Here is a 21,962-nt window from a genome sequence, read left to right as displayed (position 1 = left end):
AATTTTTCCGCGACGCCCGCGAGGATTCTCGTGCCGACATCAAGACCGGCATGAGCCCGCGACCCCTGTCCGTCAGCCGGTAATCGACACGTGGCGGCTGTTCGCCAAAACCCTGTCGTGCGACTAGGCTGTTGGTTTCCAACTCCCTGAGATGTTGCGTCAGCATTTTCTGCGAGATACCCGGCATGTCTTGCAATAGTTGCGACATCCGCATCGACGGCTCCGAAAAGAGGCGGAACAGGATTGGCAGCTTCCACCGTCCCCCGAGCATGCGAAGCACCCGTGTGACATGGGCGACGGAGCCTTCGGGGCCGAGGCAGCTTGATCTGTCTTCATATCCGATGGGCACCTTTAAGTGCGTAATTGTCTCGACCACCGTTCTGCCGTCCTATCGATCCATCGGATGAAGATAGAACTTTGGTATGGACTTAGGGCTTGGAAGGTCGCGTTTGTGACGGGCAGTAGCAAAGGTGTTGGCGAGGGGGTGGCCCGCGGGCTTGCACGCGAGGGTGCCACGGTCATCGCGCATGGCCGCGATAAAACCAAAACCGAGGTGGTCGCTCACGACATCATAGTCCAGGGTGGCCGGGCTTTTGCCGTCCTTGGTGAGCTTCGGCGCCGTGCGCGAGCTCTCTGGCCGATCGTCATTCCGGATTTACGGGCTGTGACGATGGCCAGAACGAGCACCGCGAAGTCCAGACATGACATCACCGTCCTGCTCCATCCGTCCGAGGAGCAGCGACCCGATGTCATTCCCTGCATATCGTGGATCAAGATAGACGTCCCACGGCTTCTCAAGTTCGAGGGCAATTCCGACCTTCATCCCAAGATCCCGACCGAAGAACTGCGCTGGAATCGACATCACTGGTCGCACCCGTTATCGTCATTGTCGGAAGGAGAAAGCGAAGACGTTGCAGCTTAGCCTCGTTGCTCCCGGTCAAGACCGTTTAATGATGCTGCAAATGGCTGGAGAGGCTGGATGGAACTGAAGTGGCTTCAAGACTTCGTCAGCCTGGCGCGTTTCATGAACTTCACGCTTGCGGCCCATGACCGAAACATCACCCAGTCGGCGCTCAGCCGCCGTATTCGGCAGCTCGAACAATGGGTGGGGCTCCCGCTGATCGACCGTTCGACCTATCCGGTCAAGCTGACGCCGGCGGGCTACAGCTTTTTGCCGAAAGCGCGCAAAAGCGTCGACATGCTCTGCGCCTTGCGCGAAGATACGATCGAAGCGCACGGCTCGACGGAGGAGGTCCTCTCCTTTGCCACGATGAGTACCCTCGTGCTGACATTCTTCCCGGCTTGGATGGAAAAGGTCGAGGCGCTGGGAGGACCGTTCCGGACACGCTTCACCGAAGCCTATTCTTCCTTTTCCAACAATGTCGCGACACTGTTCCGCAACGAGTGCGACTTCCTGCTGATCTACGCCCACGATTCTGTTCCGGCGATGCAGGACCTTTCCGAACACGATTATCTGACGCTTGGAGCCGAGCAGGTGATCGCCGTGTCCGCACCAGCCGAGAATGGCGATCCGCTGCATGGCGTGCAATCCGATGGTAGGCTGATCGACTACCTCAGCTACCGGGACAATTCGTTTTTCGCGCAGGCCTTGCCGAATGCCGTCTTCGACAAGAAGGCGCTCCGGTTCAATACGGTCTACGAGAATGCGATGTCGGCAGCGTTGAAGGCGATGGCCGTGTCTGGCCACGGAGTGGCGTGGATCCCGGAAAGCCTGGCCATTCAGGAACTGCAGACCGGTCAACTCGTCCGGGCGGCCGATCCCTCCTTCGATATCGAAGTCGAAATCAGGCTCTACCGCTCCTATCGCCTGCGCGGCAAGCGCGCCGGTCAGTTCTGGAGACAGGCGGAAGAGGTCGCGCTGCAAGCCAACCGCTAGACTACGGACCCTTCCTGGCTAGGTCTCGGTCATTTCCTGGCGCCGCCGTCGAAAACGGGGGCCAGAAATGCAAGGTCTGGCTGCTCGTCCAGGGCAGCGAGAGCGGCATAGACGGACATAGGGTTTGCAACACCTTCCAGGCAGTCTGCAAACTTCGTCCTGCGGTCATCCTCCGAAAACGGCTCGGCCAGGCCGCCGCGTGCAAAGCTGCGCTCCACCACATACACCTGGCCATCGCGGAGCGTGATCCGCAAGCGGTGCGGCAGGTAGCTCGTCGCACTTGCTTCTTCCGCAGCGCTGTAATGGGTCATCGATATCTTCGCAAGGAGCGGGTCTTTCGTCACGACGCCGACGCTTGCGGGGTTGAAGTCGAGCAACGACAGGCTCTTGTGGCGGAATGCCAGGGCCAGGCAATATTGCATGGAGAAGCGGGCTTCCATCTCGTCACGGGGATGCGGATAGGCAAGATTGCGATAGTTGGCAATCCCGACATGGCATTCGGCGGATACGATCGCATCCGGGTCGATCGGCACGTCCTTCATCAGGTCGAGGGCCGCATCAACGATCAGATGCGTCGAGCCACAGCATGGATGCAGTTTCGGCATGACGCCGACCGTCTCGATCGTATGCTGGCGCGTGCCTGAAATGCCTGCGATATCGTAGCCCTTCGGCGCCTCGCCACCGAACATTTCCAGGAAGCCTTGCGGGCCCTCGAGAATGTCGAGACGTCCCTGGAGCCCCGTCGCGGCAAGAATCGCAGCCTCCACGGCATTGCGGGCCGCCATCCCGGCATGGAAGGGCTTTGCCGGGGTGCCGAACTGCCCCTTCGTTCCCGAAGCCATGCTGGCGCCCATCGACAGCGCCCGGGCAATTCCGTCCGCATCCATTCCCAGAAGCTTGGCGACGCCGGCTGCGGTGCCTATACTGCCGACCGTCGACGTCCCGTGCCATCCGGCAGTATAATGCGATCCGGCGACGCCGCTGCCGACGAAGGCCTGTGCCTGGAGAGCAGCGAGATACGCATCCGTCAGCGCGCGCCCGCTGACGCTCAACCCATCGGCGACGGCCAGAAGCGCCGGCACGATGACGGCCGAGGCGTGGCTCATGCCGGGACGGAAATTATCGTCGTAATCGAGGGCATGTGCTGCGGTGCCGTTGACCAGCGCTGCGACCGATGCCGACTGACGTCCGCCGGTGACGAGCGGTGCCTCACCGTCCGGTCGCCGGCCGAAGGCCAGCGCGACGGAAAGCGTGCTCTTGTCGGCACGACCGGCATACAGACAAGCAATCGTGTCTGCGATAGCCTGATGCGCAAGCCGGCTCGCGTCGCCGGAGATCGCCGGCGGGGCGGCACACCAGTCTGCGATAGTCTCAATAACGGTTCTCATGGGAAACTCGCTGGTTCTTGATGGATAGACACGCGGCCACGTTCGCGCCTCCTGACGGGCACGGTTGCCGGCCGAGATTTTTGGCTTTGGTTTCAGGAAGACTCGTCCACCGCCGCGAGCAATTGGCGCAGCAACCGGCCCATGCCGAATGCACTAACTTGACGGCCTGTTATTTCCGTATCGACGCGATGGACGACGACCATGTCGAGGGCGGGCATCATAAGGCAATAATGCCCGCCGGCCCCCATCGCGGCATAGCTTCCCTTTGGCGTCACCAAGCCCGGCAGGAAAACGCCGTCCCGTTCGAGCCACCACATATAGCCATAGGCGCCATGCGTTCCTGCATGCGAATAGGGCATGACGCATTCCTGCACCCAGCCGGTCGGCAGCACTTGGGCCGAATTCCAGACTCCGTGGCGCAGGAAAAGCTGTCCGAAACGGGCCAGATCCCGGCTGGACATGCGGAATGGATAGGCGCGGTGCTCGCTGATATCGAAGCTCTCGTGCCATCCGTCGGGCCGGCCTCCGGATCGTTCGTCGGTCAGCGAAAAGTCCTGCATGCCGGTGGGACCGGCAATCTGCCGGGCAAAACCTTGGTGAACGCTTTCGCCTGTCAGCGTTTCGAAAATCGTTCCGAGCGCGTTGAAATCCCAGTTGTTGTAGCACCAGAAGGTGCCCGGCGCGTGGGCATGACGTCGCTCCTTGATCCGGCGCATCCAGGGCGTCTCATATCCGGCCGGATGGTATATGCCCGAGCGCGCCGTCAGCAGATCATAGACGGTCGCCTGCCTTTCGACCTCGCTCAGCCCTTCTCGGTCATCGATATCCAGACTTTCCATGGTGCTCGACAGATCGATCCGGCCGTTCTCGACCTCAGCGCCGATCAACGCCGCCAGAAAGCTCTTGCGGATCGAATGACACAGGAACTTCTTCGTCGGATCGCCGAGGGTAAAAGCAACTTTGCCATGGCGGATGACCAGCAGCATATCGGTGGCCCCCAACGCTGCGATGGCGCGCAGCTTTTCGAGCGCGGCTGCACGGAGACCTGCGTCGCGCGGCGTGGCGAAGTGATCCCACGCCCCGGTGGGATCGCCGGAGCCGTCAATGGGAAATGCCTGGAGCGCGGTCATGCCACCGCCTCGTCACGCCTCGCGACGGCCTCGATCGTGGCCTGCAGGAACTCGCGGGTATAGTCTTGCCTGGCCTGCGACTGACGGATCTGCTGGGAGGTCAGTTCTTCGATGATCTTGCCCTTGTACATCATGCCGGCGCGCTCGCAGATATGGGCGATGACGGCGAGGTCGTGCGACACCATGAGGTAGGTAAGGTTACGCTCGATCCGCAGTCGTCTCAGGAGGTTGAGGATTTCCGCCTGCACCGAGACGTCGAGCGCCGAGGTCGGTTCGTCGAGCAGCAGGATTTCCGGCTCGGTGATCAGCGCCCGGGCGATCGCAACGCGCTGGCGCTGACCACCGGAAAGCTCGTGCGGGTAACGATAGCGGAAGGACGGCCCGAGGCCTACGGCATCGAGCGTTTCGACGATGCGCTCCGAGGCCCGGTCGATGCCGTGGATGGCGAGCGGTTCGGCCAGAACCTTTTCGACGATCTTGCGGGGGTGGAGGCTGCCATAGGGGTCCTGGAACACCATCTGCACGCGGTGGAAGAAATCCTTGCTCCGCGTCTTTGGCAGTTCCTTGTCGGTCAGCGTCAGGGCACCGTCATAGTCGCCGTTGAGCCCGCTCAAGGCCCGCAGGATCGTCGACTTGCCGCAACCGGATTCGCCGATCAGGCCATAGGCCTCACCCTTGTCGATCCGGAACGATACGTCGTCCACGACGCGAGTGCGGGCATGTTTCGGGCCAAAACTGATCGAAAGACCAATGGCCTCTATCAGCGGTCTCGTCGGTTTCATGCGAGCGCTCCATTGCGATAGACGGGGCCGTCGAACCAGCTTGGGTCCCGCACCGGTACCGTGAGGTTCTCGACGGCGACATTGAGCCGCGGCAGGCTTTCGAGCAGGGACTGCGTATAGGGGTGCCGGGCATTGTGCAGTTCGCTCGCCGGCAGATCCTCCATGATCCGGCCGGCATACATGACCAGAACCCGATCGCAGAAGCTGGCAACCAGATTGAGGTCGTGGCTGATGAACATCAGGCCGGTGCCGCGGCGGGTGACCAGTTCGTCGAGAATGGTCAGAACCTGCCGGCGTACCGTCACATCGAGAGCGGAGGTCGGTTCGTCGGCGATGATCAGATCCGGCTCGGGGATCAGCATCATGGCGATCATGATACGCTGCCCCATGCCGCCCGACACTTCGTGCGGGAAGAGCTTGAACACCCGGTCCGGATCGCGGATCTGGACCGCTTCGAGCATGGCCAGCGCTTTCGCCTTCGCCTCGGCCGGCCGCGCCTTGTGATGCAGGCGATAGGCCTCGACAATCTGGTTGCCGATACGCATCAGCGGGTTAAGCGAATATTTCGGATCCTGCAGGATCATCGAAATATGGTTGCCGCGGACCTTGCGCATCTCCCGTTCGCTAGCAGACAGAAGGTCGAGATCCTTGAAGCGCATATGCGTTGCGCTGATCTCCGCGCCCTTTGGGGTCAGCTTCAGGAGCGACCGACCGGTCAGAGATTTCCCCGAGCCGGATTCGCCGACAATGCCGACCTTTTCGCGGCCGATGGTGAACGAGACGCCGCGCACGGCATCGTGGCTGCGTTGCGCGCCGTGGAAGCGGATCCTCAAGTCCTTGACGTCGACGAGCGGCTTATCCATGGCGGGGATCCAGTATGTCGCGCAGGCCGTCGCCGAGAAGATTGAAAGCGAGGCTGGTCAGAAGGATGGCGGTGCCGGGAATGGCGGCGATCCACCAGCTGGTCATCACGAATTCGCGGCCGGAAGACAGCATCGTGCCCCATTCCGGGCTCGGCGGCTGGGCGCCGAGCCCGAGAAAGCCAAGACCGGCGGCGGTCAGAATGATGGCTGCCATGTTGAGCGTGACGCGCACCACCACCGACGGAATGCACATGGGCATGATGTGTCCGAAAATGATCCGCGCACTGGAAGCCCCCTGGAGCCGCATGGCGGCGATGTAATCGGACTTGCGGATTGTCAGCGTTTCGGCGCGCGCCAGCCGGGCGATCGGCGGCCAGGAGGCGAGCGAAATGGCGATGATGGCATTCTGGATGCCCGGTCCGAGCGCTGCGACGAAGGCCAGCGCCAGGATGAGGTTCGGGAAGGCCAGAAACACGTCGACGACGCGCATCAGCACTGTATCGACCCAGCCGCCGAGATAACCTGCCGTGGTGCCGACGATGAGCCCGATCGGCGCGACGATGACGGTCGTCAGAAGCGCGATGTAGAGAGTGATGCGGGCACCGAACAGCAGGCGGCTATAGACGTCTCGACCGAGTTCGTCGGTGCCGAGCCAATGCTGGAAGGAGGGCGCCAGCAGCCGCGCCGCAAGGTTCTGATCGTAAATGTCATGCGTCGCTAGAATGGGCGCAAGCAGTGCCGCCAGGAGCATGACGACGACGACGCAAAGGCCGAACAGCGCCGACGCGTTGGACCGCAGCCGCCGCCATTGCAGCCACAGCTGCTGCATGCGGGCATGAAATGGCGAGGTCGGAACCGGCGCCCGCAGCCAGAGACCGAGGCCGGCGGGGGAAGCAGCGGGCTTCTCGGTCGGGGAAAGGGATTTGTCTGTCATGGCTGCCTCACCGGGTTCTGGGGTCGAAGACGCGATAGAGGAGGTCGCAGATGAGGTTGAGGGTCACGAAGATGACGCCGACCAGAAGCGAGCAACCGACGACGGCATTCATGTCGCCGACGAGGAGCGCATTGGTCAGGTAGCGGCCGAAGCCAGGCCAGGCGAATACCGTTTCGGTCAGCACGGCCCCCTCCAGCAGGAAGGCATAGGACAGCGCCACGACGGTGAGCACCTGAACCGCGACGTTGCGGAACGCATGTACCCAGACGGTGCGTGCCCAAGACAGGCCCTTGACGCGGGCTGTGACGATATATTCCTGCGCCAGCTGCTCGATCATGAAGCTGCGCGTCATGCGGCTGATATAGGCAAGTGCACCGAAACCGAGGATCGAGGCAGGCAGGATGATATGGCCGAAGACATTGCCGAATATCTCCCAGTTGCCGGCAAGTGCGCTGTCGATCAGATGGAAACCGGTGACCGGCTCAAGATCGAACTCGTAGATGAAATCGATACGCCCCGGCCCGCCGATCCAGCCGAGCGTCGCGTAGAACAGCACCAGTCCCATCAGGCCGAGCCAGAAATTCGGAGCCGAATAGCCGATCAGGCCCGTGAAGCGGATGGCATTGTCGAGCCAGGAATTGCGGTACATGGCTGACAGCACGCCGGCGGGAATGCCAAGGCCCGTTCCGATGACGATTGCCAGCGTGGCAAGCTCGATGGTGGCCGGAAACACGCGAGCGATGTCTTCCATCACGGGCTTGCCCGTGGTCAGCGCGTCGCCGAAATCGAGCGACAGGATACCCTTCACGTAGACGCCGAACTGGTACCAGAGCGGCTTGTCCATGCCGAGCGCGCGAGACATCTTCTCATAGGCTTCCTGCGTGGCATTGTCGCCGAGGATGGAAGCGACGGGATCGATCGGCAGCATCCTGCCGATGAAGAATGTCAGGGCCGCAAGGCCGAACAGCGTCACGAACACCGGCAATAGCGTCGTGCCGAGAATGCTCAGCAGGGCGAATGCCGGGTTCGGCCTGGCCACGTTCCCCGCATCGCTGCGGGGAACCGGGAAGGTGGGGTCCGTCATGAACGCCTGTCCCTTATTTGGAGACGAGGTTGTAATAGACGCGGAAGCCGTTCCAGGTCCAATCCTTGACCTTACCGCTCATGCCGACGGTATTGTACATCTGGAACATGATGGCCATCGGGCCCTGTTGCATGACGTCTTTCTGCAGCGCGTAGTAAAGTTCGTTGCGCTTGGCCGGATCGCCTTCCAGAAGTGCTGCCTTCACCTGCTTGTTGAAGTCCTCGTTCTGGTAGGCGGAGCGCCAGGCCGGGATCTGCGTCAGCTTGGCTTCCGGACGGTTGTCGGGATTATAGACCAGACGCGAGGCATTGCCGTGCGCATCCGGAACGCCGGTTTGCCAGGCCAGCATGCCGGTCTGGAACTCGCGGCCACGGATACGGGCAAAGAGCTGGGCATTGGCCATCCGCTCGAGGTTGAGCTTAACGCCGACCTTGGAAGCGTTCTGTTGGATGCTCTGGGCGATCGGTGCCGAATGCGGCAAGGTGCCGATCAGCACGTTCGCTTCGAAGCCATCCGGATACCCGGCCTCGGTCAGCAGCGCCTTGGCCTTGTCGATATCGAGCTTGAACGGCTGGCCTTCCTTGGCATCGAGAGCCCCGGTGGCGCCGAGCTGGGCAAAGCTTGCCCGCGGCACGCCGAGATAGGTCATGACCGACTTGGCAAGACCGTCGTAATCGATCAGGTAACGCATCGCCAGACGCACTTTTTCGTTCTTGAAGATCGGGTCGGCGGCGTTGAAGGTCCAGAAAAACAGCTGGGGCTTCAGCACGCGCTCAACCTTCAAGCCAGGCTTGCCGTCGAGATCGGCAAGATCGTCGGGCGACAGGTCGCGGGCAATATCGATATCGCCCTGGGTCAACAGCAGGCGCTGCGTGCCCGGCTCGGCGACGTGACGGATCAGGATGCGCTTCAGCTTCGGCTTGGCGCCGTAATAGTCCTCGTTCGCCTGCAGCACGATGGACTCGCCGGAGTTCCACTGCACCAATTTGTAGGGACCGACGCAGGCCGTGTTGGTGGCGAGGTATTTGTTGCCCATGTCGCCATTGATCTCCTTCGAGATCAGCGTCTTCTGGTCGAGGAGCGCCGACACGCGATTGGCGCCGATGGCCTGCAGGATGAGGTTGGTCGGATAGGGATTATCCAGCGACAACACGAGCGTGTTGTCGTCGGTCGCGGTGATACGTTCCTTCACGTTGTCCTTGCTGAAGCCGTATTCGGTCAGCGTTGCGGCATTGCCGTAACCGAGCAGCACGACGCGCTGCATCGACCAGGCCAATTCCTTCGCTGTCGCCGGGGCGCCGCCTGGGAATTTCAGGCCGGTATTGAGATGGAAGGTGATCTGCTTGCGGTCTTCGGACACATCCCAGCTTTTCGCGAGAAGCGGTAAGGCCTTGGACTCGTCCTTCGGATCGAAATCCACCAGGGAATCGCAGGTGTTTTGCATCAGCTCGCTGGTCACGACTTCGCCGATCTGCGCCGGATCGAAGGTGCTGATGGCATCGATATTCCACGCCATGACAAGCGCCGTGTCCGGCGTTGCCGCCCGCGCCGGCAGGCTGATCGAGGCTGACAAGGCCGCGACGGCAGCAAGATAACTGATCTTGGAAATGCTTCTGGTAATCATGCTTTTCGTTCCCTTTATTTTTGTGACTTTCAAGCTCTGATCTGGGCCGGGGGCTGGACCGCCCCCGGTCTTCAAGGGTTAGGCGGCCTCCTTCGGACGCGGCTGCAGCGGCGGGTTGACGTCCGGCGGGATCGGGCAAACGTAGGACGTCTTGCCCAAACGCGCCTGATGGTCCGCCTTGGCCGCAGCTAGTAATTGGCCGTCGCTGAGGAGATCGATGGCGGTGCCAGCCATCATTTTCGCGGCATGGGTCATGCCTTTATGGGCAGCCGCGGTCTTGCCCTGCGCCGTCACCTGCCAGGAATGGCCAGGCGTACCGATGGCGATAGTCGCGGCATGCGCCTGCACGGTCGGCATCACCCAGCTGACGTCGCCGACGTCGGTTGAGCCGATCATCGGCTCGCCGCGCACGTCGAGCGGAACGATGAAGTCGCAGATCGGCGTTTCCTGGCGCGGAATGCCGACGGCGCGATAGGCGTTGTCGATATCCTCGTCGCTGAGCGTCGCCTGGATCTTTGCCGCGAAGGCCTTGTCTTCGGCATCGAACGGGATCGGGCCGAGATGCTCGATATTGCGCTGCATCGCCTCTTCCAGCGGCCGGTTCGGCAGCAGATTGGAGACGGCGCTCATGATCGAAATGTCAACCGTGGTGCCGGTCATCATCGCGGCGCCGAGGGCCACCTGCTTGACGCGCTCGTTGAGGTCCAGCATGCCCTTGAGGTCGCGCGAGCGGATGGCGTAGCGAACGGCCGACTTCGCCTGCACGACATTCGGTGCAATGCCGCCGGAATCGAGCATCGCATAGTGGATGCGGCTATCGGACGGCACGTGTTCGCGCAGATAATTGACGCCGACATTCATCAGTTCGACGGCATCGAGCGCCGATCGGCCCAGATGAGGCGCGGCGGCCGCATGCGACGCGCGACCCGTGAAGCGGAAATCCATGCGGGTATTGGCAAGCGACAGCGCGCGGGCGACCTCGGTAAAGGCACTCGGATGCCAGGTGATGGCCGCATCGACGCCGTCGAACGCGCCTTCGCGCGCCATGAACGACTTCGCCGCTCCGCCCTCCTCCGCCGGGCAGCCATAATAGCGCACCCGACCGGGCTTGCCGGACTGGGCCAGCCAGTCCTTGATCGCCGTCGCCGCCAGCATCGCTGCGGAGCCGAGCAGATTATGGCCGCAGCCATGGCCGTGGCCGTTGCCGGGCAAAGGCTTCGGTTCGGCGATGCCGGCCTCCTGGCTCAGGCCCGGCAATGCATCGTATTCGCCGAGAATGGCGATGATCGGTCCGCCCTCGCCGGCCTCGCCCATCACCGCAGTCGGGATGCCCGCGACGTTTTCGGTGACGCGAAAGCCCTGTTCCCGGAGCATGGCGGCGTGTTCGGCAACCGAGGCATATTCCGTATAGGCGATTTCCGGCATGCCCCAGACACGGTCGCTCAGGGCTGCGAATTCCGCCCTGTGCTCGTCCACTAGATCCCAGATTCGCTCGCTATTCTGCATTTCGAAGTCTCCATACGGCTTGATGTCAAAGGTGTTTTTCAAGGAACCGGGCGAAGGCGGAAAACGCCTTCAAGCGGTTTTCCCGGCGCGCAAACCCATGCCCCTCGTGGTCGATGCGCAGGTATTCGCAATCGTGGCCGAGACCGCTTAGGCACGAATAGACGTCTTCGCTCTGCCCCATCGGCACGCGGGGGTCGCGGTTGGCGTGAACGATCAGAAGCGGCGCCTTCATCCGGGCGATCCGGTTGATCGGCGAAAATCTTTCCAAGGCCTCGCGCATGACGGCCGGTTCGCCATATTCGGCAACCCGCTGCTGCCGCCCCCACGGGCCGGTGGCGAGGAGATGCGTCAGGAAATTGCCGATACCGTAGAAATCCACGCCGAGTTTCCAGAGATCGGAATCCTCGGTCAGCGCCGACAGGACCATGAAGCCGCCATAGGAGCGGCCGAACACGCCGATACGGCTGTCATCCACATCCGCTCGAGCCCCGATGGCGACCCCGACGGCCCGCAGGTCGGCAACCGAATCCAGGCGCTTTTTCCGGTCGTCAAGCTCGTGGAAGGCACGGCCATAGCCGGTGCTGCCGCGTACGTTTGGTGCCACCACCATGACACCCTGCGAAACGAGAAACTGGACGTCGGCGCGGAAATCCGGCCTCCACTGCATTTCCGGCCCGCCATGCACGATGAAAAGAACAGGGTAACCGGCGGCAGGCGCCGGCGAGGATGGTGTGTAGACGAAGGCCGGTATCAGCCGTCCGTCGAAACTTGCAAAGCGTTCGACCAGCGGCTCCCGGAAGGATCCGACGTCCAGCCCCAATGTGTCGGAAGCGACCGTCAGCTCGAAACGCCCGCTGGCCAGATCGAGCCTCCAGATGCCCGGCGGTGTCGCCGCCCCTTCGAGTGGGAAGACCAGCGACTGGCCGTCCGGCGTAAATGCGACGGAGGTGATAACCCCGACCGGCTGCCCTTCGAATGACCGCATATCGCTGCCGTCGCGGTTGCACAGGCCTATGCGGCTCCAGCCGTCTTCGTTGGAGACGTAGGCAATGCGCTGCTGGTCGGGCGACAGGGCCACGGCTTCGATATCGCGGTCGGAGAGCTCGACCAAGTGTGCGACGCTGCCATCTTCGGCAGCAAACCGGCGAATGGCCATGAAATCGTTGCCCTGGTCACAGACAGTCAGGCCGCCGCTGCCGTCCTTGAACAGCCGTGCCGCAAGATAACGGGCTTTCCCGGCATGCGGCATGATCGGCGTTAGTTCGCCGCTGGCAATCTCCAGCCGATACATGTCCTGATCGTTGCCGGAGCGCAGCGATTCCCGCACCAGCAGAGCGTTTCCGTCGGGGAAAAAGGCGAGCGCCTCGCGCATGCCGGTGCCGACAAAGACTGTCGACGCCTCGCGCGTCGTCACATTTATGACGTGGATGTCCATGTCATAAGGGGAACGAGCGTTGGACGCATAGACGATCCGCTCACCGTCCGGAGACCAGGCGCCCCAGACATGCACGACACCCGGCGCCTGCGTCAGCGCGACGGGTTGGGCTTCAATGTCCGGCAAAAGCCAGAGCTGATGCCGTTCGTCACCGCCGCAATCCATGGTGAAGAGGATTCCCGGCCCCTTCGGATTGAAGGCGAATGCGCCGATCGGTTCGGGCATGGCGGTAACCTGCCGTGCCGGCCCGCCGGCGAATGGCCTGACCCACAGCTGGCTGAAGCCGGTGGCATTCGAGAGATAGGCAAGCCACTGGCCGTCGGGCGACACGGCCGGCGATTTGACGGACTGGATCTCCAGGAACGGAGCGATGGCTTCAGCCGACGACGTCACCCGATCACACCCTCCGGCTTTCAAGCGCATTGACCGCGACAAGCTTGCCGCGCAGCCGCTCGGAGGCATTTTTCAGCTCTTCGAAAAGCGGGCCTTTGGTCGATTGATGATTGGCTTCCGTGACAATCGAGAAGCCGGCTTCCGGCCAGGCCCGATAAAGCCGCCACGCGGACGCCATCGGGGTCACCGTATCATACCGTCCCTGGGCGATCTCGCAGGGCAGGTGACGGATTCGGCCGATATCGCGGAGCAACTGGCCCGGAGCGAGAAACGCGCCGTGCATGCAGTAATGCGTAAACAGCCGGGCAACGGCGAGCGCGGCCATCGGCTCCATCAGGGCTGCGACATGGCCAGGGTCTGGCAGGAACGTCTGGGTCTTGGCGGAAAAGCTGCGCAGGCTGAGTGCCGCGGCCACCTCTTCATGGGCATTGCCGCTAGTCAGCCGCCGGTAATAGGCCGACAGCAGATCTCCACGCTCGGCTTCGGGAATGAAGGCCGCAAATTCCTCCCACTGATCGGGGAAAATCGCACGCACGCCGTTGAACCACCAGTCGATATCCTCCTTGCCGGCAAGGAAAATGCCGTGAAGGCGAAAGCCGAGGCAACGGTCCGGATGCGCCTCGCCATAGGCCAGCGCCAGGCAGCTGCCCCATGATCCGCCGGAAACCAGCCATTTGTCTATGCCGAGATGGTCTCGTAGCAATTCCATGTCGGCGACCAAGGCCGTCGTCGTGTTGCGGTCGAGATCCGCATGCGGCGTCGACCGGCCGGCGCCGCGCTGGTCAAAGATAACGATCCGGAACGCAGAGGGGTCAAAAGTTTCGAGCTGCTTCAGGGACATGCCAGCACCTGGCCCGCCGTGAAGAACAACGACGGGGATGCCCTCAGGATTGCCATGCTCCTCGACATAGAGGCTCCGAACCTCGTCCACCGGGAGATAGAAGCTCCGTTGACCCTGCTGCTGCATTCGCTCACTCCAACGCGCAACACCGACTGCCTATTTTATAGGCATGCTAATGCTATGTGCATTGTGGAGCGATCAAGGCCTTCCTGTCTAATGAGAAAACAAGATAGCTCATTCCAAGTCGGAATAGTTTTGGGGTTTTAGCTCGAAGGGGCAAGTTGTCAGCTCACCTGTTCTTGCCAGGCTTGAAGCGGTGAAGTTCCTGATACGGATTCAGGTGGATGGGGTAGGGGAATGCATTGCGATCGACGCTAACGGCCATTTCGGTCTACCCGATACGAGCAATATGCGTGCTAGGCTGATTACCGAAAATGTTCTCCTTTGTGCGGTCGGTGACGGGGTCCGCCGCCTTGGCGTAGCAAGCTTTGATAAAATCGAACTCCGGGGGGAGGGGCTCTCCCGCGGTACGGCACCTTCAACTGGGATTTATGCGAGCCATCTTATCTGAGACACCTGCTGCGCTGCAACGATGGCGCCGTCATTCCGGGATTCCTTGTCTGCGATGCCGTCGGGAAGATCGTCAAGAAGACCGCTCAATTGTTGCACTGCATTCGACCTGATTAGTCCTTGACGGCATCTCTGCCGGCTTGTGCAGCCCTCGAAGCTTACTATCTCTAGTGTAACCCCGAACTGGAGCATCGCCATGGATCGAAGCGCGGCCGATATGCTGCCGGAATTCTATATTGAAATTCTTCCGCCGGACCGCGATGAAACGTGTGCGTCGGATGCAACGACATGTCCGTGCTGTCGAAGGTTACGTCCGGCCTCGAGCATGGATGACGATGGCTGCGGGATCTGCGACGAATGCCTGGCACCATGATCGCCGACGGCAAAACACCTCCATCAAACCAAGCGACGTTTGACGATGCCCTTGCGAAATTACCGGACGGCTATGTCGACGGACATTTTGGTAATCGGTCGTGGGGCGTGACCGTCAAGCGGTCGAAGGATGGCAAACGGACGTGGCTGGGCGCAGGTGTCGGATATTTTATCCTTTCACACCGGATGAGATCATGACGGCCTCGGTCACTTTCTTCTGGAAAATCAGGTAGGCGATGGCGACGGGCATGGCGCCGAGCAGGGCGACAGACATCAGTCTTGCATAGAATACGCCGAACGCATCGTTGACTTGGGTAATGCCGACCGGGATCGTCATCTTGTCTTCCGTCGTCACGGCAAGGAACGGCCAGAGGAACTGGTTCCACGCCATGATGAAGGTGATGATGGCGAGCGCGGTCGTGATGCCCCAGTTCAGGGGTAAATATATCTTGAACAGCAGCGTATAGTCACCGCCGCCGTCGAGCACGACGGCCTCGCGCATCTCTTTTGGCACCGCATCGAAGAACTGCTTGTAGACGATGATCACCACCGGAACGACGAGCTGTGGCAGGATGATGCCGGTCCAGGTGTTTATCAGGCCCATGTCGTTCATCAGGATGAACTGGGTGACCACCAATGCCTGGATGGGGACCATAAAGCTTGCCAATACGATGCCGTAAAGCAGCCGTCTGCCGGGAAACCGCATCTGCGAAATTGCGTAGGCGCACATCATGCCCGAGATGATCACCACGACGGTGATAATGAGGGCGGTGCCGATGGAGTTGATGTACCAGTTCACAATATTGGTATTGCGGAGGATGTCGGCATAGGCGCCGAGATTGAATTCGTCCGGGACGATGCCCGCCCCATCGGAAACCACCCGCTCCTCGGTGCGGATCGAGGTGATGAAGGCCCAGTAGAGCGGAAAGATCCACAGCCCCGCCGCCAGAAACGTGCCGATGGTCAGAACCCGGTTTTCGAATTTTCTTTCCCGCATCATCGGCGCCCTCGTGTGCGAAGCAACTGGAATTGCAAAACGGAAAGTGCTGCGATGATGACGAACAGCACGAGCGCGATTGCCGAAGCATAGCCGCCATGGTTCAATTGAAATGCCTCGCGATAGACCATCAGGAGCAGCACATACGATGAATTGAACGGTCCGCCGGTGCTGAGCAGATAGACCTGATCGAAAATCTTCAACTGCAAGATCAGTTGCAGTGTCAGCACCAGCGCCGTGACCGGCCATAGAAGCGGCCATGTGACTCTGGCGAAGAGCTGCCACCGCGTGGCGCCATCGAGCTGGGCCGCCTCATAGAAATCCTTCGGAATATTGCGCAGGCCGGCGATGAACAGCAGGACATTGAAGCCATTTGTCCACCAGATCGTCACGGCGGCGATGGTTGGCATGACCCAATAGGGATTCTTGAATACAGCAACGGGCTTTCCGGTGAAAAATGTAAGCACCGGTTGCAATATGCCGAACTGGAAATCCAGCATCCAAGTCCATATGTGCGTGACGACGGAGACTGGCAGGATATAGGGAAGAAAGAAGATCGCCAGTGCAAGCGCCTGCAACGGCCCGCGCAGCCGGGTGACCATCAGCGCAATGCTAAGCGCAAGCGCTGTCGTCGGGATCACGGTCAACAAAACAAAGTAGCCGTTATTCTTCAGCGATGTCAGGAACAGCCTGTCGGACAAAAGCCGCTTGAAATTGCCGAGTCCGATCCAGTTGCCAGAGCCGATCAGCGGCCCATCGGTGAAACTCAATTGCACCAGCTTGATCGTCGGATAAAGGAACACTAGCGCGAAAATCAACACGAAAGGCGCAACGAGCGAAGCGGCGACGGCCACGTCCTTGCGCCGGTTTGTCAGCATGGCCACGACAGGCACTCCCTCTCAGAATTAAAGCGTGGCCGCACGCCTGGAGCATGATCCCGAAAAGTTGGCACGCTTTTCGGATAAGATCATACGGCTAAAACAAACACTGGTGCGGCCACGGATCATTTCGTCAGCGTAGCTTGTCCTGCAAATCCTGCTTGACCTGCTCGGCTGCAGCCATTGGTTCGGCATATCCATGGATTGCGGGCGAGATTATATTGAGCGCCGCGTCATAGGCGGGAGAGGCCACGCCGGCTATCGGCGAACGCGGATCGTAGGAGGCACTGTTCGCAAGCGCTGAATAGGTGGCGTTGGGCTCCATCTTTTTGAACTCTGCGCTTTCCGCCACTGGCTTATAGGCCGGGATGTGCCCGGCTTCCGCCCAGGCCAGCGAATTCTTTTCCATCCAGCCGATCACGGTCATCACGGCCTTGCGCTTTTCGGGGGACATCTTGTTTTTTGCCGGAATTGCAAAAGCGTGGGAGTCCGCCCAGGTCGTCTGGGTTCCCATCAGGTTCGGCACCTGCACCGCACCCCATTTGAAGCCGAGCGTTCCCTTCTTTTCCTGATCAACCAGGGTTGGCACTTCCCAGACGCCATTCAGCATGAAGGCCGATTTGCCGGAGGTGAAGAGCGCCACGGAGGCTTCGTATGCAGCCTGTTCCGGCTGCCAGCCATTGGTTGCCCATTTGGTCATCACCTCGATGGACTTTGCCGCCTTCTGGAGGTTGTCGCCGGCCAGAACCTCTTTTCCTGAAATAAGCTCGCCACCCTGCTGGCGAAGCAGCGTGTAAAAGACGCGGTAAACGCCGCCATCATCGCCGGTGGCGTAGGAAATCGGTGATACGGAACCCTTCTGCTTGGCAAAGGCAAGAGCTTCTTCAAAATCCTTGAGGTTGTTGATCCCTGTCAGCTTGCCGCCGGCATCCAGGAATTTGGAACCTGCAAGCAAGGTTTTGTTGTAATAGAGAACAAGGGAATGGATATCGAGGGGTACCGCATAAAGCTTGCCATCATCGGAGCTTGCTGCCTTGATCGACGCCGGGAAGAAGCTGTCTTTGGTGACGCCTGCGTTCTTGATATCCTCGTCGGTGAGTTGATCAAGCACACCCTCGTCAAGGCCGAGCGGCAGGCGCGACAGGTGATAGGTCATGACATCGGGGCCTTGCCCGACTGCAACGGAGGTGCGCACCTTGGTGTAGAAGGGAATGCCCCATTCCAGCGTCGTGCTGGTGATCTTGATATCGGTATGTTCCTTATTGAAGCGGGCGATCAGCGCCTTCATGCGCACCCCATCGCCACCTGAGAGAAAGTCCCACCAGGTTACATTTTCCTGAGCCATGGCCGGAATCGCCATAAGAGCGATTGCGCCAGCCGCCAATAGTTTCCTTAATTGCATTGAAGTCTCCTCCCTAAAACAAGCCACCTTCTCCCGTCGGCGGAGGTTGAACCATTCCGTGCATGCTCAATTAATGCAGTCGGCTACCATCCTCCGCGAAAACGAAAACCTCGTCTGCATTCGCCCCGAGAGGGAGGGTCTTGCCGTCAAAACTTTCACGGCGTCCGCGTGTTTCCATGACGATCATCCGGCCATCGACGAGACGCGCATGGACAAAGGAAACGCCGCCGAGATCCTCCGCCATTTCAACCGTTGCGTTGAAACCGCCGTCCATGGGACGCAAATGCTCCGGGCGCAGGCCAACTCTGACGCTCGTCCCATCGCTTAACCCCGTGGTCACTTTCGCCAGCAACTCCCTGTCGAGACCGTCCAGGCCGATGCGCAATAATTCGCCCTCCCGGCCAAGCACCCGGCCGGGGAGAAAATTCATCGCGGGCGAGCCGATGAAGCCGCCGACAAACTGATTGTCGGGATTATCGTAAAGCTCCAGCGGCTTGCCGGATTGCTTGACCACGCCATCCTTCAGGACGAAGATCCGGTCAGCCAGCGTCATCGCTTCCACCTGGTCATGCGTGACATAGATCATCGTCGCGCCGATCTGCTTGTGCAGCCGGGCCAACTCCAGCCGCATCTGCACCCGCAGCTCGGCATCGAGGTTCGACAGTGGTTCATCGAACAGGAACACCTTGGGCTGGCGTACGATTGCGCGACCGATGGCGACACGCTGGCGCTGGCCGCCGGATAGTTCCGACGGGCGCTTGTCCAGATGCTCTTCGAGATGAAGAATGCGGGCCGCCTCGTGCACCATTTCCTTGATGCGAGCCTTCGGGGTCTTCTTGAGGCTCAGCGAAAAGCCCATGTTCTCGAAGACGGTCAGATGCGGATAGAGCGCATAGGACTGGAAGACCATCGCCACTTCGCGCTTGGCCGGCTCCACATCGGTAACGTCACGCCCTTCGATGGAAATCGAGCCCCCGGTGGTGTCCTCCAACCCGGCGATCATGCGCAGAAGCGTTGACTTGCCGCATCCAGACGGCCCCACGAAGACCGCAAAGTCTCCAGTGGGAATTTCCATGCTCACGCCGTGGATGACGCCGACTTCCCCAAAGTTCTTCCGGACATTGGTCAAAATGATCCCCATGTCGTCACCTCAATTTATCTTGAGGCGGAAGACATGATAGGAAAGCGGTGCAATCGAGCCTTTTAGCTTGCCGTCCTCGACGCCAACGCCGGAGCTGGGTTTTGGCACGACGTGGTCGGGGCTATCAGGTCCGTTGGTCTCGTTGAGGCCGTATCCCTCCATCGCATGATGCTCGAACAAGACGGAATCGGTGAAGCCGGTCAGGGTGACTTCAAGCTCTGCCCTCTCGGTCAGATGGCGGTTAACGACGAAGAATGTCAGCATGCCCTCGTCGCGGTTCTGGATGGCTGCGACATCGAGATAGGAAACATCGTCGGCGACACGGCAGTCATAGGTTGGCGCATCGACTGCGGCGCGAAGAGCCGTGCCGCGCCCGTAGATCGACGCAAAACGATAGGGATGGTAGATCGTCTGACGCCAGGCCGGGCCGTTTTTCTCGGCGCGGATCGGTGCAATCACATTCACCAGCTGCGCAATGCAGGCGATGCGGACGCGGTCGGAGCGGCGGATGAATTCGTTCAACAGGCAGGCGACAAACAGCGCATCCTCGAAATTATAGGTCTCTTCCAGTAGCGCGGGGGCTTCCGGCCAGTCCCATGTCCGCCAGCGATGACTGTCCTCATCGCGGATGTGGTACCAGACATTCCATTCGTCGAAGCAGATGTGGACGTCGTTCTTTGCCCGCTTCTTCGATTTCACATAGTCGATCGTGCCGGCGATGGTCTGGATGTAGCGCCCGGTTTCCTCGACCTTGCCGAAATAATTGAGCGTGTCCTTGCTCTTGTTGCCGAAATATTTGTGCAGCGAGATATAATCGACGTTCTCGTAGCACTCCTCCAGCACTTCGCGCTCCCATTCAGGATAGGTCGCCATGCCGTCGTTGGAACTGCCGCAGACGATGGCCTCAATGCTGCTGTCGAAACTTTTGAAGGCCTTGGCGGTCTCGTTGGCGAGACGCCCGTATTCGGTCGCCACCTTGTGGCCGATTTGCCAGGGGCCATCCATTTCATTGCCAAGGCACCACATCTTGACGCCGTAAGGATCGTTCTTTCCGTGCGAGCGGCGAAGATCGCTCCAGGCGGTGCCGGAGGGGAAATTGGCATATTCGAGAAAGTTGCGGGCCTCTTCCAACCCACGGGAGCCGAGATTGACGGCCAGCATCATCTCGATGCCGGCCATCGACGCCCAGTCGGCGAATTCGTTGACGCCGATCTGGTTGGTCTCCTTCGACCGCCAGGCGAGGTCGAGGCGAACGGGGCGCTGATCCCTCGGGCCGATGCCATCTTCCCAACGATAGGCTGAAACGAAGTTGCCGCCAGGATAACGGATGGCCGGGACCTTCAGATCCTGCACGAACTTCAGCACATCCTTGCGGAAACCCTGCTCATCCGCCTCTGGATGGCCAGGCTCGTAGATGCCGCCGTAGATCGCGCGGCCCATATGCTCGATAAAGGCGGAATAGAGCCGCTCATCGATGTCGCTGATCTTGAAATCCCGATGGACGGCCACGCGTGCCTTCATGCTGCCTTCTCCGATTATCCATATTGACGATATAAATCGTACTTTTAGATAAGGTTCATCAGATGAGGCTGGTTTGTCAATGGGGAGGATGTGCTGCGATGCACAAGAAGGAGATGAGGGCCGCCCCTATTTCTTCGTTTTTAATCGAAGAACAATATCGTGGCCGTAATTGCCAAAGCCGCGTCCGAAGATGTTGATGCCGCCGGGATGCCGGCCTTCCGCCTTGACCTCGATCCGCAGACGGACAGACCGGTGGTCATCCAAATCCAGATCCTGAGCTTTGATATCGGAAATCCTGATTCCATCGACAAAGGTTCCCACGGGCCCAACTGACCAGGTTTTCAACATGCCGTATTGTGAGCCTTTCAGCTTCCACCAACCCGGCGTATAGGTGCCGCGATGATCCCCATAATCTCCAGGGGAGGTCCACACGCCGATTTCCTTGCCGTTGATGGACAATACGATGTCCGAGGGCCAGTTTGCCAGCGTGCCCGGAACCTCTGAGCTTACTTCCATAGCAATTTCAATGGCTTCAATGCTGTCTCCGCGCAGCTTCGCATTGTTCGGAAACTGATATTCCACGAAGCCGCTGGTGAACCAGAGCAGGCTTGTCTTCATCCGCTCCGGGTCCATGAATGTTTCGGGCACATCCAGCAGACCGATGATACCCTCGGTGGAGCAGATGCCGCAGGGGCCGGTCACGGAATTATTGGTGTAGAGACCCAGCGGCATGGAAACCTCGATCATATCGGACGATGAGGCAGGGGCAGCCGGGTGGAATGTGACAACAAGCTCATCATAGACGGCAAAACAGATTTTTTGGTTTCCCTTCCGGGCCTTTTGCGTCTCGGTTCGCACCAATCCTGCCTTTTCCAGCACCTGAAGATGCGCCGACACTGAAGATTGCGGCAGACCCGACGCTTGCGCCAGTTCATTTACATTGATCCCGGGGCGTTTTGACAATTCTTTCAAAAGCTTGATGCGGGGCAAGGACGATACCCCCTTGATTGCAGCCAAATCTTTTTCCGGATCGATGACGAGAAAATTCGAACTCATTTTGCATCCCGGCCAAATCTACGATCCAGCTTCCATATCGGAATTTCCGATTTAAAGAAACCGTTATTCAATAAGGCTGGCTATCGCGTGGATGCGGGAATGGCGAGCACTTGAAGACAATTCCCTCTCAAACGCCGTCCATTTCCAC

Annotated in this window: 17 protein-coding genes and 2 pseudogenes; 2 read left to right on the top strand and 17 right to left on the bottom strand. The window is 60.1% G+C overall.

What is annotated here, in order from left to right; translation table 11 throughout:
* Positions 1-16: 16 nt before the first annotated feature.
* A pseudogene (locus RG540_RS32085) lies at positions 17-376 on the bottom strand (winged helix-turn-helix transcriptional regulator); the annotation flags it as partial.
* Positions 377-403: 27 nt separating this feature from the next.
* On the opposite strand from RG540_RS32085, the pseudogene RG540_RS33350 reads away from it, so the two are divergent.
* Both RG540_RS33350 and RG540_RS28680 read left to right on the top strand, forming a co-directional pair.
* Positions 404-613, top strand: a pseudogene (locus RG540_RS33350) (SDR family NAD(P)-dependent oxidoreductase); the annotation flags it as partial.
* Positions 614-979: 366 nt separating this feature from the next.
* Positions 980-1,897 (top strand): LysR family transcriptional regulator, encoded by a 918-nt coding sequence (locus tag RG540_RS28680; RefSeq protein WP_041365589.1) that lies wholly within the window; start codon positions 980-982, stop codon positions 1,895-1,897.
* A gap of 29 nt (positions 1,898-1,926) precedes the next feature.
* Here RG540_RS28680 and RG540_RS28675 read toward each other — a convergent pair whose 3' ends face one another.
* From RG540_RS28675 to RG540_RS28595, 16 genes are all read right to left on the bottom strand, one after another.
* Positions 1,927-3,285 carry an MmgE/PrpD family protein gene (locus RG540_RS28675; RefSeq protein WP_041365588.1) on the bottom strand — a complete coding sequence of 453 codons (1,359 nt, stop codon included), beginning with the start codon at positions 3,283-3,285 and terminating at the stop codon, positions 1,927-1,929.
* A 92-nt stretch (positions 3,286-3,377) separates the two neighbouring features.
* The gene (locus RG540_RS28670; RefSeq protein WP_080725115.1) at positions 3,378-4,415 is read right to left on the bottom strand and encodes a serine hydrolase domain-containing protein; all 1,038 of its coding nucleotides are present in this window, start codon (positions 4,413-4,415) and stop codon (positions 3,378-3,380) included.
* A complete protein-coding gene (locus RG540_RS28665) occupies positions 4,412-5,197 on the bottom strand; it encodes an ABC transporter ATP-binding protein (RefSeq protein WP_041365586.1) in 786 nt (261 codons plus the stop codon). Before RG540_RS28665 ends, RG540_RS28670 begins: the two co-directional genes overlap by 4 nt.
* Positions 5,194-6,060 carry an ABC transporter ATP-binding protein gene (locus tag RG540_RS28660; protein WP_041365583.1) on the bottom strand — a complete coding sequence of 289 codons (867 nt, stop codon included), beginning with the start codon at positions 6,058-6,060 and terminating at the stop codon, positions 5,194-5,196. The genes RG540_RS28665 and RG540_RS28660 overlap by 4 nt, the downstream gene beginning before the upstream one ends.
* On the bottom strand, positions 6,053-6,994 hold the full coding sequence (gene nikC / locus RG540_RS28655; protein WP_041365581.1) for a nickel transporter permease: 942 nt from the start codon (positions 6,992-6,994) through the stop codon (positions 6,053-6,055). Before nikC ends, RG540_RS28660 begins: the two co-directional genes overlap by 8 nt.
* 7 nt (positions 6,995-7,001) lie before the next feature.
* The gene (locus RG540_RS28650) at positions 7,002-8,078 is read right to left on the bottom strand and encodes an ABC transporter permease (RefSeq protein WP_041365579.1); all 1,077 of its coding nucleotides are present in this window, start codon (positions 8,076-8,078) and stop codon (positions 7,002-7,004) included.
* 13 nt (positions 8,079-8,091) lie between these two features.
* Positions 8,092-9,702 (bottom strand): ABC transporter substrate-binding protein, encoded by a 1,611-nt coding sequence (locus tag RG540_RS28645; RefSeq protein WP_041365577.1) that lies wholly within the window; start codon positions 9,700-9,702, stop codon positions 8,092-8,094.
* Between the two features lie 78 nt (positions 9,703-9,780).
* Positions 9,781-11,208 carry a M20 family metallopeptidase gene (locus RG540_RS28640; protein WP_041365575.1) on the bottom strand — a complete coding sequence of 476 codons (1,428 nt, stop codon included), beginning with the start codon at positions 11,206-11,208 and terminating at the stop codon, positions 9,781-9,783.
* Positions 11,209-11,233: 25 nt separating this feature from the next.
* Positions 11,234-13,036 carry a S9 family peptidase gene (locus RG540_RS28635; RefSeq protein WP_041365573.1) on the bottom strand — a complete coding sequence of 601 codons (1,803 nt, stop codon included), beginning with the start codon at positions 13,034-13,036 and terminating at the stop codon, positions 11,234-11,236.
* 4 nt (positions 13,037-13,040) lie between these two features.
* The gene (pip, locus tag RG540_RS28630; RefSeq protein ID WP_041365571.1) at positions 13,041-14,003 is read right to left on the bottom strand and encodes a prolyl aminopeptidase; all 963 of its coding nucleotides are present in this window, start codon (positions 14,001-14,003) and stop codon (positions 13,041-13,043) included.
* A 985-nt stretch (positions 14,004-14,988) separates the two neighbouring features.
* Positions 14,989-15,816: a carbohydrate ABC transporter permease gene (locus RG540_RS28620; RefSeq protein WP_407668987.1), complete on the bottom strand. Its 828-nt coding sequence runs from the start codon at positions 15,814-15,816 to the stop codon at positions 14,989-14,991.
* Positions 15,816-16,694, bottom strand: a complete 879-nt coding sequence (locus tag RG540_RS28615; protein WP_041365565.1) for a carbohydrate ABC transporter permease — start codon at positions 16,692-16,694, stop codon at positions 15,816-15,818. The genes RG540_RS28620 and RG540_RS28615 overlap by 1 nt, the downstream gene beginning before the upstream one ends.
* 133 nt (positions 16,695-16,827) lie before the next feature.
* Positions 16,828-18,096: an extracellular solute-binding protein gene (locus RG540_RS28610; protein WP_041365563.1), complete on the bottom strand. Its 1,269-nt coding sequence runs from the start codon at positions 18,094-18,096 to the stop codon at positions 16,828-16,830.
* A 70-nt stretch (positions 18,097-18,166) separates the two neighbouring features.
* Complete coding sequence (locus RG540_RS28605) at positions 18,167-19,237, bottom strand: ABC transporter ATP-binding protein (RefSeq protein WP_041365561.1); 1,071 nt, start codon at positions 19,235-19,237, stop codon at positions 18,167-18,169.
* 9 nt (positions 19,238-19,246) lie between these two features.
* Positions 19,247-20,758 carry an arabinosylfuranosidase ArfA gene (arfA, locus tag RG540_RS28600; RefSeq protein ID WP_041365558.1) on the bottom strand — a complete coding sequence of 504 codons (1,512 nt, stop codon included), beginning with the start codon at positions 20,756-20,758 and terminating at the stop codon, positions 19,247-19,249.
* A gap of 126 nt (positions 20,759-20,884) precedes the next feature.
* The gene (locus tag RG540_RS28595) at positions 20,885-21,814 is read right to left on the bottom strand and encodes an ArsR/SmtB family transcription factor (RefSeq protein WP_041365556.1); all 930 of its coding nucleotides are present in this window, start codon (positions 21,812-21,814) and stop codon (positions 20,885-20,887) included.
* Positions 21,815-21,962: the final 148 nt, after the last annotated feature.

The sequence above is a fragment of the Neorhizobium galegae bv. orientalis str. HAMBI 540 genome (assembly GCF_000731315.1).
Classification (GTDB): domain Bacteria; phylum Pseudomonadota; class Alphaproteobacteria; order Rhizobiales; family Rhizobiaceae; genus Neorhizobium; species Neorhizobium galegae.
Note: the sequence above shows the minus strand (reverse complement) of the source record. Positions and strands in the feature narration are given on the sequence as shown.